The following is a 14,085-nucleotide window of genomic DNA, read 5'->3' on the forward strand; positions in this document are numbered from 1 at the left end:
ACGTCCGACCGGGCGCCACTCTTTCAAAGGACAATTGAGATGAACCCCGACAGTCGAAGTTCGACGTCATCATACCGACCCGTTCCTGCGGGGCTCTAGTCCTTACCTGAAAGGATGCGCGCTCCGAAGGGACCGATGGTCCGAAAAGGAGCCGTCATGCTGCGCATCCATGCCTACGACCTTGATCGCCTTGTTTCCGTCGCTTCCGATGTGCCGGCCGTTGCCGCATCGCCGATCGCTTCCGATCCGTCGGCACCGGTCACGCCTGCCCCCGCAATCCCTGCAGTCGTCTGGTACGACCTTGTCAGCCCCACGCCTGACGAGGAGCGCATCGTCGGCGAGCGCCTCGGCATCACCGTGCCGACCATGGACGAAATGGAGGATATCGAACTCTCCGCCCGCCTCTACCAGGAGGACGGCGCCGAGTTCATGACCATGACGGTGCTGACCAGGCCCGATGCCGGCACGCCGCGCAAGGTGCCGGTCACCTTCATCGTCAAGGGCCAGGTCTTGGTCACCGTCCGTTATGCCGAGCCGCGCCCCTTCGACGCCTTCATGGCGCGCGCCCGCAAGCCGAACGGGTCAGGCATGCATTGCGGTTACGGCGAACTGATCATGACCGGGTTGATCGAGGCGATCATCGACCGCATGGCCGACACGCTGGAACGGCTCGGCACCGAGATCGACCAGATTTCCCAGGAAGTCTTTTCGGCCAAGGCTGCCAAGGCCAACAAGAAGACCCGCGACCTGCAGGACCTCATCCGCGAGGTCGGCCAGAAGGGCGAGTTCATCACCGTCGTGCGCGAAAGCCTCGTCAGCGTCTCCCGCGTCGTCGCCTACTATGCAGCGCTCGACGGCGTCGATCGCAAGCTTTCCAAGGAACTGCGCCAGCGCCTGAAACTGCTGCAGCGGGACGCCACCTCGCTCGGCGATCACTCGGCCTTCCTGTCCGGCAAGATCAATTTCCTGCTCGATGCGACGCTGGGACTGATCAATCTCGAGCAGAACCAGATCATCAAGATCTTCTCGGTCGCCTCGGTCGTTTTCCTGCCGCCGACACTGGTCGCCTCGATCTACGGCATGAACTTCGCCAACCAGCCGGAACTGCAATGGACCTACGGCTACCACATGGCGATCGCCATGATGATCGTCTCGATGGCTCTGCCCTATCTGTATTTCAAGCGGAAGGGCTGGCTTTGAACAACAAGGAAGGCCTCCGGACGTTTCCGGCGGCCTTTCTCACCTCTTGGCAAGCCACGCCCTCAGGACGTCGTTGATACGGGACTGCCAGCCCGGTCCATCGGACCTGAAGCCTTCCAACACATCTGCGTCCAGCCTGATCGTGGTCGAAACCTTGGTCTGCTCGCTTTTGGGACGGCCACGGACGACCGGCGCTGCTGCGAGTTTTTCCGCCCACGGGCTCTCCGTCAAATCCGGGGCGTCATCCTTAATGTCCCGCAAGTCTTTGGCCATAGGCTTTTTGCTCTCGGTCATTGGCTTTCCTCATGCTGATGATGCGCTGGTCGTCTTCCCGCGGTGTCCAGACAAGAACGACCATGCGTTCGTCCAGAAAGCCGACAGTGAAAGCGCGTTTCTCCATAATTGATCCGGTCGTCTTCGATCGTCAGATGAGAGCCGTCAAAGACTTTGCCCGCATCGGCAAAATCGAGCCCCCCGCTGTTCAGGAGTGAAAAGGCGTTTCGCCGGATCGAATATTACAGCCATTTATTGTTACTACAAAAATAGGAGTTTTCCAATCCTCATCGGCCGGTCGCAACGAAAAAATGCGCCGGAGATCTCCGGCGCATCGTGTCGGCTTTGTCGATGAAGGTCAAACATCCCATACCGGTGCCAAGTGCCCCGGACTGACGATGCGGCCGGTCGGCTTGGCGAGTGCGTGGATCGCCTGCATCTCGTCTTCCGACAGCGCGAAATCGAACACGTCGAAGTTTTCCGGCAGGCGCGAGACGGTCGCGGTCTTGGAAAGCGCGATCACGTCCTTCTGCTGGATCGCCCAGCGCAGCGTCACCTGGGCGGCCGTCTTGCCGTGCCTGGCGCCGATATCCTTCAGCACCTCGTCGCCCGGCACCGCGCCGTTCGCCATCAGGTAATAGGCGGTCAGCGACATGCCGTGTTTGGCGACTTCGGCCAGAACCTTCGTCTGGTCGAGATAGGGATGGTATTCCACCTGGTTGGTGGCAAGCGGCGCGTCGGAAAGCTTCACCGCTTCGGCGATCAGCGCGACGGAAAAGTTGGAGACGCCGATATTTCTGACCTTGCCGGCCTTTTTCAACTCGTTCAGCGCGCCCATGCGGTCGGCGAGCGGCATTTCGCTCTGCGGCCAGTGGAGGAGAAGCAGATCGACATAGTCGGTCTTCAGCTTGGCCAGGCTCTCATCGACCGAGGCGATGAAGGCGGCATGGCCGACGCGATCGACCCAGACCTTGGTGGTGAGAAAGATGTCGGCGCGCGGGATGCGGGACTTGGACAACACGTCGCCGACGGCCGCTTCGTTCTTGTAGATCTGCGCGGTATCGACATGGCGAAAACCGAGCTTCAGGGCTTCCGGCAGTACGCGGGCGACGTCCTCGTCGGGCATGCGGAATGTGCCGAAGCCGAGGGCAGGGATGTTGGCGCCATTGGCGCTGACTGTGAACATATCGAACTCCTGAAGGAAAGCCCGGCAAACGGCCGGGCGGAATGAGGCCCCTATTACATGGACCGATTCGGTGACGGATCAACCACCCGAGTTTTCGGGGCGTCAGCCGGCGATAGGCGGATTGAGGCGGGCAAAACCCTCCTGCCGCCGATAGGGGAAATGCGGATAAGGCGCAGTGACGGCACTGGCCGCATCGAGCCTGCCGATCTGCTCTGCCGTCAGCGACCAGCCGACGGCCCCGAGATTCTGGCGAAGCTGCTCCTCGTTGCGGGCGCCGATGATGACGGAGGAGACGGTCGGCCGGCTGGTCAGCCAGTTGATCGCCACCTGCGGCACGCTCCTGCCGGTTTCGTCGGCCGCCGCCTGCAGCGCATCGACCACCCGGTAAAGCAGTTCGTCCTCCACCGGCGGGCCGAAATCCGCCGTCTCATGCAGCCGGCTGCCTTGCGGGATCGGCTTGCCGCGGCTGATCTTGCCGGTGAGGCGCCCCCAGCCGAGCGGACTCCACACGAGCGCACCGAGACCCTGATCTTTCCCGAGCGGCATCAGGTCCCATTCGTAATCACGGCCGATCAGCGAATAATAGACCTGGTTCGCCACATAGCGGGTCAGCCCATGCCGCTCGGCCACCGCCAGCGATTTCATGATCTGCCATCCGGAGAAGTTGGAAACGCCGATATAGCGCAGCTTGCCGTCCTTCACGAGCTGGTCGAGCGTCGAGACCACTTCCTCGACCGGCGTCGAGGCATCGAAGGCGTGCAGCTGGAAGATGTCGATATGGTCGGTGCCGAGCCGCTTCAGCGCCGCATCCACCGCGCCGATCAGCCGGGAGCGCGACGAGCCCCAGTCGTTCGGCCCGTTGCCGGTCGGCAGGCTGGCCTTGGTGGAGATCAGCACCTCGTTCCGCCGGCCCTTGATCGCCTGGCCGAGCACTTCTTCCGAAGCGCCGTTCGAATAGACGTCGGCAGTGTCGAACAGGTTGACGCCGGCCTCCAGGCAGATGTCGACAAGGCGGCGGGCCTCTTCGACATCGGTCGTGCCCCAGTGGCTGAACAGCGGGCCGGAACCGCCGAACGTGCCGGCTCCGAAGCTGAGCACCGGCACCCTGAGGCCGGATTGTCCGAGATTGCGATATTCCATGGTCGTGTTCCTCGAATTGACGGTTATTCGGCAGGGGAGGAGAGGGCAGGCGCGCCGCTGATGGCGATCTGGCGCCTGTCCAGCCGGATGGCGAAGAGGGCAACGGCAAGTGCGGCAAGCGGCACCAGCCCGGCGATCAGGGTGACCGAGCCGAGTCCCGGGCCATGGTCGATGACCACGCCGCCGAGCCATGCGCCGATCGCATTGCCGAGGTTGAAGGCGGCGATGTTGAAGGACGAGGCGAGCCCCTGGCCGGCACCTTCGGCCTTCTGCAGCACCCACATCTGCAGCGGCGAGACGGTCGCGAAGGCCGCGGCGCCGAACAGGCCGATGGCGATGACGGCGAGAACCGGCTGGTGGATCGCGGCGGTCAGGCCTAAAAGCACGACGGACAGCGCGACCAGGCTGGCGACGATGGTCGGCACCAGATGCCGGTCGGCCAGCCAGCCGCCGGCGAGGTTGCCGATCACCAGCCCGCCGCCGAAGACCAGCAGGATCGGCGAGACGGCGGCTTCGGAAAAGCCGGTGATCTCGGTGAGGATCGGGGCGATATAGGTGAAGCCCGCAAACACGCCGACCCAGCTCAAGACGGTGATCAAAAGCCCGAGCAGGACCGGGCGGCGGCCGAGCACGGCAAGCGCACCCTGCGAGCTTTCCTCCTGACCGTCCGCAGCCTTGTCCTTGGGGACGAACAGCGCGATCACGGCGAGAGCCACGAGGCCGATCAGGGTGACGGCGAAGAAGGTCGAGCGCCAGCCATAGGCCTGGCCGAGCCAGGTGCCGAACGGCACGCCGAGAATGTTGGCGACGGTGAGGCCGGTGAACATGATGGCGATGGCTGACGCCTTCTTGTTCGGGGCGACGAGGCTGGTGGCGACCACCGAACCGACGCCGAAGAACGAGGCGTGCGCGAAGGCGGTGAGCACGCGGGCGGCCATCAGCGTCCAGTAGTCTGGCGCCAGCGCACAGGCGAGATTGCCGATGGTGAACACCACCATCAGGCTCATTAGCAGGGTCTTGCGCGACCATTTGCCGGCGATCGCGCCGAGAATGGGGGCGCCGGCGACGACGCCGAGCGCGTAGCCGGAAATCAGCAGGCCGGCGGCCGAGATCGACACGCCGAGATCAGCGCTGACATCGATCAGCAGGCCCATGATGACGAATTCGGTGACCCCGATGCCGAAGGCACCGGCCGTCAGGGCGTAGAGAGCAAGAGGCATTGTCGTGTTCCTGATCCTTGGGAGGAAGGGATTGAATTGATGCAGCGCAATATCGGTGCGAGGGACTTGCCTGTGTAGCCGCATAAGCGGATAATCATTTGTGAATTGAAGTCACAGGTGACGTCGTTGGTTGAGCAAGCCCGCCCCCTCTGGCCTGCCGGCCATCTCCTCTCCGGTGGGGAGATCACAAGCCGCATGACCGCTATTTCCTGGCAAACCCCGAAGAGCCAGACCACGCAGAATGGGGTGCGGAATTTGGAGCGGCGAGCAGGCCGGCAGGCCGGAGGGGGCGACGCGGCACAGCGGTCATGATCGGGATTTTGAAAGAAAGGATCGAAGACAATGGACAACCGCGCCGGTGAAATGGAAGTCTTTGCCCTTGCGGCCGAGCTGAAAAGCTTCTCGGCGGCCGGCCGAAAGCTGAAGCTCTCCCCGTCCGCCGTCAGCAAGCTCGTCACCCGCCTGGAGGATCGGCTCGGCGCGCGCCTCGTGGTCCGTTCCACCCGCATGCTTCAACTGACGCCGGAGGGGGAGACATATCTGGCGCGGGCGCAGCGCATTCTTGCCGAGATCGCCGACACGGAAGAGATGGTCTCCGGCGGTGGGCGGACGCTGCCGCGCGGGCCGCTGTCGATCAACGCTTCGGTCGGCTTCGGCGAGCGTTATGTCCTGCCGCTCACCTGCGAGTTCCAGCAGCTTTTCCCGGATGTGCAGCTCGATATCACCCTCACCGACGATATCGTCGATCTCATCCGCGAGCGGGTCGATATCGCCATCCGCCACGGGCCGATGCGCAATTCGTCGCTGATGGCGCGAAAGCTCGGCGAGAGCCGCCAGGTGGTGATCGCATCGCCTGGCTATCTGGAGCGTCACGGTGTCCCGAAGGCGCCGGCCGAGCTCATCGATCACAACTGCATCAATTTCAATTTCCGGCGGGCCGTCGAAGGCTGGCCTTTTCGGGATCCGAAAACCGGCAGCCGCGAGCTGCTGCCGGTTTCCGGAAGCTTGAAGGCGAGCAACGGCTCGATCATCCGGCAGTTCTGCCTGGATCACCTCGGCATCGGCCGGGTCGGGCGTTTCCATGTGGAGCCGGATATCGAGGCCGGCCGGCTCGTACCGGTTCTGGAGGATTTCAACCCGGAGGACATCGAGGAAATCCACGCCGTTTATGCCGGCCACGAGCACCTCGCCCTGCGCATCCGCGCCTATATCGACTTCCTCGCGGCGCGACTTTAGGAGACTGCTCCGATCACATTGATCGGGAAAAGTGTCTTTCGGATCACAGATTAGCCTTGCTTTGGTCGATTTTGCTACCCACATCCGCGGGACAGGAGAATCTTCCCATGAGTGAGCAGCTGAATGAAATCATCGCCCGTATCCGGGTGGAGGTGAGTGCCGGTTCGGCCGAACGTGCGCATGTTGCCGTGCCGATGGAGGACCTGCGACTGCTTGTTCAGAGCTTTGAAACCCTCCATTCCGAGAGGGAGGAACTGCGCCGCAGGGCCGAACTGCATGCCGACGTCATCGAGGCGGTGACGGTGTTCATCGATGCCTATCGCGACAAGTACAAGAACTACGGCAGCGGCGGCGTCCGCCCGAGCGCGGTCCTGCGCCACGAGGTATGGCGGGTCTATGCTGCCATACGCGGTCTACCGATCGCCAATGACAGCATGTTCTAAAGGCCAAGTCGCTGCTTTCGCCGATCTGCCCTAGTCCCTGTCCGGCGCGCCGAGCGGGAAGAACGAGCGATAGGGCCGGGCCTCGTCCACCGCACGCGCAAAAGACGGCCGGGCGAGCAGCCGGCTGCGATAGGCCCGTACATTGGCGAACTGCTCGCCGATCCGGTGCGTCCAGTCCGCGTAGAAGAGGGCAGGGGCGGCGGAGCAGTCGGCAAGGCTGAACGCCTCGCCGGCCGCCCATTGCCGGTTCGCCATGCGTTCGTCGAGCCAGCCATAGGCGGCATCCAGCATGCCGCGCGCTTCCTGCACGCCGTAGGGATCGCGGTGCTCCTCCGGCCGGATGGCGTTGAACACCACCTTCTGCTGCGGGGTGGAAATGTAGTTGTCGAAAAAACGGTCCATCATCCGCACATCGAGCGCCGTATCGGCATCGTCCGGGATCAGTTTTACCGGTCCGGGATAATGGACGCCCAGATATTCGATGACGATCGACGCTTCGAAGACCCGCTTCTCCCCGTCGATCAGGATCGGAAAGCGCTTCACCGGCCACATGCTGCAGAGATCCTGGTACGCCGAAGGATCTTCCGGCCCCAGCATGCGCGTGTCGAAGGGGGTGTCGTTCTCGTAAAGCGCCGTCAGCACCTTCTGGCAGTAGGACGAGAACGGATGTGAATACAGAACCGGACGCATGACGGCCTCCCATAACCGATTGCGATATGAAACTGGTTTACGGATAGCTTGGCTGATTGCTTTTTGCAATCGGTTTTGTGGGCGACCCAGCAATTCGATCTCGTGGAGATCGTGGTCACAATTCGGATTCTGCCGAGATCGCTGGCCCCTCTGCCCTGCCGGGCATCTCTCCCTCAGGTGGGGAGATCATAAGCGGCTTGACCTCCGGCCAATTTTTTACGCTGCGCGGAATGGCGGCATCTGTTTCCTAGGAGATGCCGGTGCCCCCAGCCAATCTCCCCACCCGAGGGGGAGATGCCTGGCAGGGCAGAGGGGGCTGGCACGACACAATGTCTCCCATTTCCGCTTCACGACGTGACGGCTCCGTCTCACGCCTCCACGCCGGCCGTCTCCACCGCAACTTCCCGCACATGCATCGCCCGGATCTCCTTCGCCACCATCTCCTGCAATCGCCACAGATTGCGGTCGTGGATGCCGAATTCGGCGAGGTGCACGACGGTATTGTAGAGATATTCGGCGCAGGATCCCCGATGCCCGCAGGCGCGCGCCAAAACCCCTGCCACCTCGTCGAGCGGCAACAGCGGCCGGACGATACGCCTGCTGGTGCCGCCCACCCAGAAGGTCAGCGCCCGCACGGTCTCGCCGGCCTGGGTGCGGACCGGCAGCCAGCGGAACGAGGCAAGGCTGTCGCGATGGCTGATCTCGCGGCGCAACGCTTTTTCGATCTGGACGCGCTTGTCGTCGTCGGCAACCTGGTAGATCACCCCGTCGCAGCGGCCGCCGCGCGACAGCATCATCATCAGCCCCGGCTGTGCCGGCGAACCCCGGCCGCGCTCGATCCTGAGCGAAAAGGAGCGATGCCAGCCATAGGCGGCCGCCCGCTGGCAGGCGATTGAATCGAAGCCCGGTTTCCAGATCAGCGAGCCATAGGCGAAGATCCACAGCGGTTCCTCGCCGATTTCCGCAAACAGCCGATCGGCGGTCTGCACGTAGTCGTCGTCGGTCAGCGGCTCCCATGTGGCCGGCGGGCCGGGATCGGTTTCCTCGCGGAAGCAGAGGTCGACGAGATCCTGGGTGAGCGACAATCTGGATGGTTTCGGCATGGCTTCGAACGGCTTTTCGGGCAGGACGAGGAAAATGGCAAGGCTGAAGAGTGCAAGCGCATCGGCGCCGAGTCAACCTGTTTGCCGGCCGGTTCCCCCTGTTTGCCGGCCATTTCGGCGGCCTGGTTCTCCGTTTTGCTGTCCCGGGATCGCCGATTTGCTGCGTTGCCGCACCGACGCCCAGATGTTTTGCTCCAAGGATCACGGAATGTTTCCGCCTGGAAACTTTCTCGATGACTGAAGAGTGGAGTTAGTGAACTGATGCGTTGGCTTTTTATCGCGGTGCTGTTGATCCTGGTCGGTTGTGTTCTGAGCATCATCTGGATGAACGATGCCGGCCTCGGCCGGATGGAGGTCACGCAGCCTCAGCCGCAAAACCCGCTGGCCCCGCCGCCGGGTACACCTTGACAGTCGACTTCTTCAGGCCTTCACCGCGATGATGAAGAACCGCGGGAAGCGCAACAGCACCCGCCCGTCGGCCATCGGCGGGTAGGCCCTGGCGATGCGGGCGGTATAATCCGCCGCGAAGGCTTGCCGATGCTCCGGGCCGGCGGCGTCGAGATAGGGCCGAAGCCCCGTCGCCTGGACCCATTCGACGATCGCGGGCGCATCGGCAAGCGGATGGTAATAGACCGTGTGCCAGACGTCGGCGCGGGCGGATTTCGGCATCAGCCGGTTGAAATAGTCGGCCGGCGGCGGCAGCGCCGCCCGGCGTAGCCGGCCGCCTTCGAAGGCAGTCTTCCACGGGCCGGCCGCCCCGGTCTCTTCCATCAGGGTGTGGCTCGGCTCCGTGAGGGTGTCCGGCATTTGTACCGCCAGCACCCCACCGGGCCTCAGGTGGTCCATCAGTCGGGCGAGCACGGAAATATGATCCGGCACCCACTGGAACACCGCGTTGGCGTAAAGCAGGTCGACCGGCTCCTCCGGCACCCAGGTATTCAGGTCGGCCTTGGTGAATTGCGTGCCCGGCAGGCGCTTGCGGGCCGCCGCCAGCATGTTGTCGTCGCTGTCGAGGCCGGTAACGTTGGCCGCCCCGAAACGGTCGGCAATCAGTTCCGTCGAATTGCCCGGGCCGCAGCCGAGGTCATAGGCGCGGGCCACCGAGCCGAGCGGCACCTGCGCCAGAAGATCGCGTGCCGGGCGCGTCCGCTCGTCCTCGAATTTCACATATTGCTCCGCCGACCACGCCATCGCTGTCTTCCTGGAATGTTGTCTCGCTGGAACATGGCACTCCGGCGCGCCGGTCACCATGGTCAAAAATATCAATTTTTGTGATGATCCATTTGATATTATCGCTTGACCTCGGCGGCGGGGCCGGACTTCACTCAGCCCGCAATTTTGAAGCGTACCGCCCTTTCGCATGACCAAGGAGATCGCCATGTCCGTCAACACCGCCCCCCGCACCACCACCTGGACCTTCGTGGACGGCGAATGGCTGGAGGGCAATCCGAAGCTGATCGGCCCGACCTCGCATGCCATGTGGCTCGGCTCCACCGTGTTCGATGGCGCCCGCTGGTTCGACGGCATCGCGCCTGACATCGACCTGCATTGCCAGCGCGTCAATCGGTCGGCCACGAACATGGGTATGAAGCCGGTGATGCAGGCGGAAGAGATCGAGGCGCTCGCCTGGGAGGGCGTCAAGAAGTTCGACGGCAAGACGGCGATCTACATCAAGCCGATGTACTGGTCCGAACACGGCATGCCCTACAGCGTCGTCACCGCCGATCCGGAATCGACCCGTTTCGCGCTCTGCCTCTTCGAGGCGCCGATGCAGACCGCCAAACCCTCGTCGCTGACCGTCTCGCCCTATCGCCGCCCGAACCCGGAAGTGGCGATCACCGGCGCCAAGACCGGCAGCCTTTATCCCAATAGCGGCCGCATGATCATGGAAGCCCGCAACCGTGGCTTCGACAACGCGCTTGCCCGCGACTTGAACGGCAATGTCGCCGAGACGGCCTCCTCGAACATCTTCATGGTCAAGGACGGGGTGATCATGACGCCGATCGCCAACGGCACGTTCCTTGCCGGCATCACCCGCTCGCGCGTCATCGGCCTTCTGCGCCGCGGCGGTTTCGACGTGCGCGAGATGACGCTGACGGTCGACGACTTCATCGATGCCGACGAGATCTTCACCTCCGGAAACTACTCCAAGATCGTGCCGGTCAACCGCTTCGAGGAACGCCAACTCCAGGAAGGGCCGGTCGCCCGCAAGGCATTGGAACTCTACATGGACTGGGCCCGCTCGCCCGGCGACGAGGCCTGAAGCCTTCAGGCGGCGACGGGCGGGGCAGGGGAGCGGTTAGAGGTCGTCCTCGATATCGCCCGCGCCGCCGAGGCTTTTGCCACCATAAAGAATACGAGCAATCGTGACGGTATTCTCATCCACGCGAAATGCGATGGTTGCTTTTCGGCGGTACCCACGAGCCTCAAGCCCGGCTCTATGTCGTTGCGGAGGGTTCCCCGTTTGGGGAAAGTGCTGAAGCCATTGCAATGGTCAATGATCCTGCGGATATAAGCACGCGCAAAATCATCTCCGGTCCTGCCTGAGAGGTAATCGAACAGATCAGCCAGATCCAAACGAGCTTCCAAGGAGAGGATGACTGAATATTTCATGCACCGATCGATCTTCGATCCCTGGTCCGCATGTATTCTTCAAGTTCTTTTCTCGTCTCTTCGATTGTGCGCCCCCTGCTGGGATCGGCATCATGCGCTCTCAGCGCCGGCACGACCTCGTCCCGCAGCCAACTCTCTATTCCCGCATCATGGTCCGCCAGATACCGCAATCCTTCCGCTACCACCTCGCTCTCGTCAGCAAATTCGCCGGACGCGACTTTCTTTTGGACGAGTTCGGCCATGTCTTCAGGCAGAGAGATGGTAATCGATCGGTTCGGGCGCATAGGTCGGTTCCTGTTCGCGGGCAAGCCTATCACGTTCGGGCAAGGGGCGCTATTTTCGCTGTCGGGTTTATTAGGCCATTCGGCAGCCGGCGCTGCAGGCAACCCCGCGTCTGGTGTCCTGCTATGCCTCCCTCAAACAAGCCGGACCGCAGCCGTGCCGATGATGATCATCGAGACGACGATCATCAGGGGTTTGACCGGCAGGTGCCGGACGATGAAGGCGCCGATCGGCGCCGCCAGGACACCGCCGAGGATCAGGCCGAGGGCGGAGGAAAGTTCCGACCAGCCGAGCGTGATGATGAAGGTGGCGGAAATCACCGTGGTGACGGCGAATTCGGTCAGGTTGGTGGAACCGATCACCTTTTTGACGTCGTGGCCGCGGCCGAGCAGCGAGCTGGTCACGATCGGTCCCCATCCTCCGCCGCCCATCGCATCCAGCAACCCGCCCCCGCCGCCCACAAATGGCACGATCCAGTCGCGCACGTCGCGCGGCCATTTCGGGCGGAAGGCCTTGTAGAGGATGAAGAGGCCGATGGCGATCAGGTAGACCGAGACGAAGGGCTCGATGGCCTTGCCGTCGATATTCGACAGGACATAGGCGCCGACCGCTCCGCCGACCATGCCGGCCGGCGCCAACCTGGCCACCAGCCGCCAATCGACATTGCGGTTGTAGTGATGCGACAGTCCCGAGGCTGCGGTGGTGAAACACTCGGTCACGTGCGTCATGGCGCTTGCGGTGGAGGGTGCCACGCCGATGGCAAGCAGGCTGGTCGTCGTCAGCACCCCGAAAGCCATGCCGAGCGCCCCGTCGACGATCTGTGCGAAGAAGCCTATGGCGACGAAGATCAGGAATTCGGAGGTCAGGAAATCGAAGGACATCAAGCCTCCTCTTGGCCACGGGCATCCGCTTTAAATTCTCCGCCGGGACCAAAGGTTCCCGCGTCACCCGGAGAGAGCCGGCGGAAACGAGGCATCAAATATCGCTGCTGGGGGCCGGACATGGCAGTTTCGCTGCCGTGGTCAAGAACCCGCGCTGGTGGCGACGACGTCTATTTCCCCGTCTTCACCGTCAGCTTGTCGGCGGAAATCTCGCCGCCGATCTCGGCCTTGCGGGTCTTCTTGTCGAAGGCGCAGATGGTGCTGATCGTAACCTTGGCGCCGACCGCCTTGCCGGAGACGACGGCGAGCCCGTAGCTCTGGCTGCCGAACGGGTCGACCAGCGCCTTGCCGTTCTCGATCAGCCCCTTGGCGGCGGTGACGCAAGCCTTGGCGACTTCGGCCTGGAAACTGGACCAGGCGTCGTCGGAGGAGGCGTGCGCGGCGGTGGCGCCGGATGCAATGAGGGCTGCGGCAAGAGCAGAAGTGGTCTTCATCGAACGGGCTCCGAATCGGTGATCTGGCCCGTTTCTTGTATCTTGAAATTTCAGCAAGTTCTTGACGCGATTGGTTTGATTTTTGGCAAAGTTACCGTTGCCTCTTGGCCCCCGCGCTCCTATGTTCCCGCACGACGCTTTACCTACGGTGTGTGCCGAACAAGGAGTAGACCAATGGCTTTCGAACTTCCCGAACTCCCCTACGACTACGAAGCCCTTTCGCCCTTCATGTCGAAAGAGACGCTCGAATTCCACCACGACAAGCACCACAAGGCTTATGTCGACAACGGCAACAAGCTCGCAGCTGAAGCCGGCCTCGCCGATCTGTCGGTCGAGGACGTCGTCAAGAAATCCTTCGGCACCAACCAGGGCCTCTTCAACAACGCCGCCCAGCACTATAACCACATCCATTTCTGGAAGTGGATGAAGAAGGGCGGCGGCGGCACCAAGCTGCCGGGCAAGCTCGAGACAGCAATTGCCTCCGATCTCGGCGGCTACGACAAGTTCAAGGCCGATTTCATCGCCGCTGGCACGACCCAGTTCGGTTCCGGCTGGGCCTGGCTCTCCGTCAAGGACGGCAAGCTCGCCATCTCCAAGACCCCGAATGGCGAGAACCCGCTGGTTCACGGTGCCGACCCGATCCTTGGCGTCGACGTCTGGGAACATTCCTACTACATCGACTACCGCAATGCCCGCCCGAAATATCTCGAAGCCTTCGTCGATAGCCTGATCAACTGGGACTACGTACTCGAACGCTACGAAGCCGCCACGAAATAATCGAGCGGCTTGATCGTTTCTTTTCGAGAACACCCGGTGTCGCAAGGCGCCGGGTGTTTTTGTTTTGTCCTTCGTGAAGCCCAAACCTTGAAGGGATGAGGATGACCGAGCCTTCGATCGAAACTGTCCTTGCGGAGCTCGCCGCCCGCGAGCCGATCTTTCACCGACGCGAATACGGCACCAGCCGGGAAGCTCTTGAAGCCATGACGGACGAGGCATTCTGGGAGATCGGCGCGAGCGGCAGGGTCTACCAGCGCGAGTTCGTCATCGCCAATCTCCTGGAACGATACCGCGAACCCGAGCCTCACGACTGGCCCTGCCGGGATTTCACCATCAACCGCCTCGCCGAAGACCTCTACCATCTGTCCTATATTCTGGAGGAGCCGGACCGCCTCACCCGTCGGTCCACGTTCTGGAGGAGCACTGCGGCCGGCTGGAAGATCGTCTTTCACCAGGGAACAGTGATTGCGTGAATGGGCGCCTTGGCCAGGCCCGGGCCTTGTCTAAAATCCTGCCGCCCACTTGATTTTTCCGCCGAAAGATCCAA

At 62.6% G+C, this 14,085-nt stretch carries 19 protein-coding genes; 7 read left to right on the top strand and 12 right to left on the bottom strand.

What is annotated here, in order from left to right; genetic code table 11:
- Positions 1 to 156: 156 nt before the first annotated feature.
- Positions 157 to 1,200, top strand: coding sequence for a magnesium transporter CorA family protein (locus J2857_RS15790; protein WP_210011052.1), 1,044 nt, complete (start codon positions 157 to 159; stop codon positions 1,198 to 1,200).
- Between the two features lie 39 nt (positions 1,201 to 1,239).
- Here J2857_RS15790 and J2857_RS15795 read toward each other — a convergent pair whose 3' ends face one another.
- The 5 genes from J2857_RS15795 to J2857_RS15815 all read right to left on the bottom strand — a co-directional run bounded on the left by J2857_RS15795 (position 1,240) and on the right by J2857_RS15815 (position 5,019).
- Positions 1,240 to 1,494, bottom strand: coding sequence for a BrnA antitoxin family protein (locus tag J2857_RS15795; protein WP_245363369.1), 255 nt, complete (start codon positions 1,492 to 1,494; stop codon positions 1,240 to 1,242).
- Complete coding sequence (locus tag J2857_RS31400) at positions 1,448 to 1,600, bottom strand: BrnT family toxin (RefSeq protein WP_348635682.1); 153 nt, start codon at positions 1,598 to 1,600, stop codon at positions 1,448 to 1,450. The genes J2857_RS15795 and J2857_RS31400 overlap by 47 nt, the downstream gene beginning before the upstream one ends.
- 231 nt (positions 1,601 to 1,831) lie before the next feature.
- The gene (locus tag J2857_RS15805; protein ID WP_210011053.1) at positions 1,832 to 2,659 is read right to left on the bottom strand and encodes an aldo/keto reductase; all 828 of its coding nucleotides are present in this window, start codon (positions 2,657 to 2,659) and stop codon (positions 1,832 to 1,834) included.
- Between the two features lie 102 nt (positions 2,660 to 2,761).
- Complete coding sequence (locus tag J2857_RS15810; protein ID WP_210011054.1) at positions 2,762 to 3,799, bottom strand: aldo/keto reductase; 1,038 nt, start codon at positions 3,797 to 3,799, stop codon at positions 2,762 to 2,764.
- A 23-nt stretch (positions 3,800 to 3,822) separates the two neighbouring features.
- A complete protein-coding gene (locus J2857_RS15815) occupies positions 3,823 to 5,019 on the bottom strand; it encodes an MFS transporter (RefSeq protein WP_210011055.1) in 1,197 nt (398 codons plus the stop codon).
- Positions 5,020 to 5,361: 342 nt separating this feature from the next.
- Here J2857_RS15815 and J2857_RS15820 point away from each other — a divergent pair, with 342 nt between their 5' ends.
- Entirely contained in the window at positions 5,362 to 6,255 is an 894-nt protein-coding gene (locus tag J2857_RS15820) for a LysR family transcriptional regulator (RefSeq protein WP_210011056.1), read from the top strand.
- Between the two features lie 107 nt (positions 6,256 to 6,362).
- The gene (locus J2857_RS15825) at positions 6,363 to 6,698 is read left to right on the top strand and encodes a hypothetical protein (protein ID WP_210011057.1); all 336 of its coding nucleotides are present in this window, start codon (positions 6,363 to 6,365) and stop codon (positions 6,696 to 6,698) included.
- A gap of 30 nt (positions 6,699 to 6,728) precedes the next feature.
- Here J2857_RS15825 and J2857_RS15830 read toward each other — a convergent pair whose 3' ends face one another.
- Positions 6,729 to 7,388, bottom strand: coding sequence for a glutathione S-transferase family protein (locus J2857_RS15830; protein WP_210011058.1), 660 nt, complete (start codon positions 7,386 to 7,388; stop codon positions 6,729 to 6,731).
- Positions 7,389 to 7,756: 368 nt separating this feature from the next.
- Positions 7,757 to 8,491, bottom strand: a complete 735-nt coding sequence (locus J2857_RS15835) for a gamma-glutamylcyclotransferase (protein ID WP_210011059.1) — start codon at positions 8,489 to 8,491, stop codon at positions 7,757 to 7,759.
- Between the two features lie 261 nt (positions 8,492 to 8,752).
- On the opposite strand from J2857_RS15835, the gene J2857_RS15840 reads away from it, so the two are divergent.
- Positions 8,753 to 8,899, top strand: coding sequence for a hypothetical protein (locus tag J2857_RS15840; protein WP_210011060.1), 147 nt, complete (start codon positions 8,753 to 8,755; stop codon positions 8,897 to 8,899).
- Positions 8,900 to 8,911: 12 nt separating this feature from the next.
- On the opposite strand, the gene tam is transcribed toward J2857_RS15840, so the two are convergent.
- Positions 8,912 to 9,682 (bottom strand): trans-aconitate 2-methyltransferase, encoded by a 771-nt coding sequence (gene tam / locus J2857_RS15845; protein WP_210011061.1) that lies wholly within the window; start codon positions 9,680 to 9,682, stop codon positions 8,912 to 8,914.
- A gap of 187 nt (positions 9,683 to 9,869) precedes the next feature.
- On the opposite strand from tam, the gene J2857_RS15850 reads away from it, so the two are divergent.
- On the top strand, positions 9,870 to 10,754 hold the full coding sequence (locus J2857_RS15850; RefSeq protein WP_210011062.1) for a branched-chain amino acid aminotransferase: 885 nt from the start codon (positions 9,870 to 9,872) through the stop codon (positions 10,752 to 10,754).
- 5 nt (positions 10,755 to 10,759) lie between these two features.
- On the opposite strand, the gene J2857_RS15855 is transcribed toward J2857_RS15850, so the two are convergent.
- From J2857_RS15855 to J2857_RS15870, 4 genes are all read right to left on the bottom strand, one after another.
- Complete coding sequence (locus tag J2857_RS15855; protein WP_245363371.1) at positions 10,760 to 11,104, bottom strand: type II toxin-antitoxin system RelE/ParE family toxin; 345 nt, start codon at positions 11,102 to 11,104, stop codon at positions 10,760 to 10,762.
- Positions 11,101 to 11,346, bottom strand: coding sequence for a ribbon-helix-helix domain-containing protein (locus J2857_RS15860; protein ID WP_245363372.1), 246 nt, complete (start codon positions 11,344 to 11,346; stop codon positions 11,101 to 11,103). The genes J2857_RS15855 and J2857_RS15860 overlap by 4 nt, the downstream gene beginning before the upstream one ends.
- 174 nt (positions 11,347 to 11,520) lie before the next feature.
- Positions 11,521 to 12,267, bottom strand: coding sequence for a sulfite exporter TauE/SafE family protein (locus tag J2857_RS15865; RefSeq protein WP_432420156.1), 747 nt, complete (start codon positions 12,265 to 12,267; stop codon positions 11,521 to 11,523).
- A gap of 170 nt (positions 12,268 to 12,437) precedes the next feature.
- The gene (locus tag J2857_RS15870) at positions 12,438 to 12,761 is read right to left on the bottom strand and encodes a hypothetical protein (RefSeq protein WP_210011064.1); all 324 of its coding nucleotides are present in this window, start codon (positions 12,759 to 12,761) and stop codon (positions 12,438 to 12,440) included.
- Between the two features lie 174 nt (positions 12,762 to 12,935).
- On the opposite strand from J2857_RS15870, the gene J2857_RS15875 reads away from it, so the two are divergent.
- A complete protein-coding gene (locus tag J2857_RS15875) occupies positions 12,936 to 13,538 on the top strand; it encodes a superoxide dismutase (RefSeq protein WP_210011065.1) in 603 nt (200 codons plus the stop codon).
- 101 nt (positions 13,539 to 13,639) lie between these two features.
- Positions 13,640 to 14,011 carry a DUF4440 domain-containing protein gene (locus J2857_RS15880; RefSeq protein WP_210011066.1) on the top strand — a complete coding sequence of 124 codons (372 nt, stop codon included), beginning with the start codon at positions 13,640 to 13,642 and terminating at the stop codon, positions 14,009 to 14,011.
- The last annotated feature ends 74 nt before the right edge of the window (positions 14,012 to 14,085 follow it).

This window comes from Neorhizobium galegae (assembly GCF_017877055.1).
Lineage (GTDB): Bacteria > Pseudomonadota > Alphaproteobacteria > Rhizobiales > Rhizobiaceae > Neorhizobium > Neorhizobium galegae_D.

What these genes read in the sequence shown, in the direction of transcription:
- J2857_RS15790 (WP_210011052.1), top strand. Translation starts at nt 157, where the DNA reads ATGCTGCGCATCCATGCCTACGACCTTGATCGCCTTGTTTCCGTCGCT.
- J2857_RS15795 (WP_245363369.1), bottom strand. Translation starts at nt 1,494, where the DNA reads ATGACCGAGAGCAAAAAGCCTATGGCCAAAGACTTGCGGGACATTAAG.
- J2857_RS31400 (WP_348635682.1), bottom strand. Translation starts at nt 1,600, where the DNA reads ATGGAGAAACGCGCTTTCACTGTCGGCTTTCTGGACGAACGCATGGTC.
- J2857_RS15805 (WP_210011053.1), bottom strand. Translation starts at nt 2,659, where the DNA reads ATGTTCACAGTCAGCGCCAATGGCGCCAACATCCCTGCCCTCGGCTTC.
- J2857_RS15810 (WP_210011054.1), bottom strand. Translation starts at nt 3,799, where the DNA reads ATGGAATATCGCAATCTCGGACAATCCGGCCTCAGGGTGCCGGTGCTC.
- J2857_RS15815 (WP_210011055.1), bottom strand. Translation starts at nt 5,019, where the DNA reads ATGCCTCTTGCTCTCTACGCCCTGACGGCCGGTGCCTTCGGCATCGGG.
- J2857_RS15820 (WP_210011056.1), top strand. Translation starts at nt 5,362, where the DNA reads ATGGACAACCGCGCCGGTGAAATGGAAGTCTTTGCCCTTGCGGCCGAG.
- J2857_RS15825 (WP_210011057.1), top strand. Translation starts at nt 6,363, where the DNA reads ATGAGTGAGCAGCTGAATGAAATCATCGCCCGTATCCGGGTGGAGGTG.
- J2857_RS15830 (WP_210011058.1), bottom strand. Translation starts at nt 7,388, where the DNA reads ATGCGTCCGGTTCTGTATTCACATCCGTTCTCGTCCTACTGCCAGAAG.
- J2857_RS15835 (WP_210011059.1), bottom strand. Translation starts at nt 8,491, where the DNA reads ATGCCGAAACCATCCAGATTGTCGCTCACCCAGGATCTCGTCGACCTC.
- J2857_RS15840 (WP_210011060.1), top strand. Translation starts at nt 8,753, where the DNA reads ATGCGTTGGCTTTTTATCGCGGTGCTGTTGATCCTGGTCGGTTGTGTT.
- tam (WP_210011061.1), bottom strand. Translation starts at nt 9,682, where the DNA reads ATGGCGTGGTCGGCGGAGCAATATGTGAAATTCGAGGACGAGCGGACG.
- J2857_RS15850 (WP_210011062.1), top strand. Translation starts at nt 9,870, where the DNA reads ATGTCCGTCAACACCGCCCCCCGCACCACCACCTGGACCTTCGTGGAC.
- J2857_RS15855 (WP_245363371.1), bottom strand. Translation starts at nt 11,104, where the DNA reads ATGAAATATTCAGTCATCCTCTCCTTGGAAGCTCGTTTGGATCTGGCT.
- J2857_RS15860 (WP_245363372.1), bottom strand. Translation starts at nt 11,346, where the DNA reads ATGGCCGAACTCGTCCAAAAGAAAGTCGCGTCCGGCGAATTTGCTGAC.
- J2857_RS15865 (WP_432420156.1), bottom strand. Translation starts at nt 12,267, where the DNA reads ATGTCCTTCGATTTCCTGACCTCCGAATTCCTGATCTTCGTCGCCATA.
- J2857_RS15870 (WP_210011064.1), bottom strand. Translation starts at nt 12,761, where the DNA reads ATGAAGACCACTTCTGCTCTTGCCGCAGCCCTCATTGCATCCGGCGCC.
- J2857_RS15875 (WP_210011065.1), top strand. Translation starts at nt 12,936, where the DNA reads ATGGCTTTCGAACTTCCCGAACTCCCCTACGACTACGAAGCCCTTTCG.
- J2857_RS15880 (WP_210011066.1), top strand. Translation starts at nt 13,640, where the DNA reads ATGACCGAGCCTTCGATCGAAACTGTCCTTGCGGAGCTCGCCGCCCGC.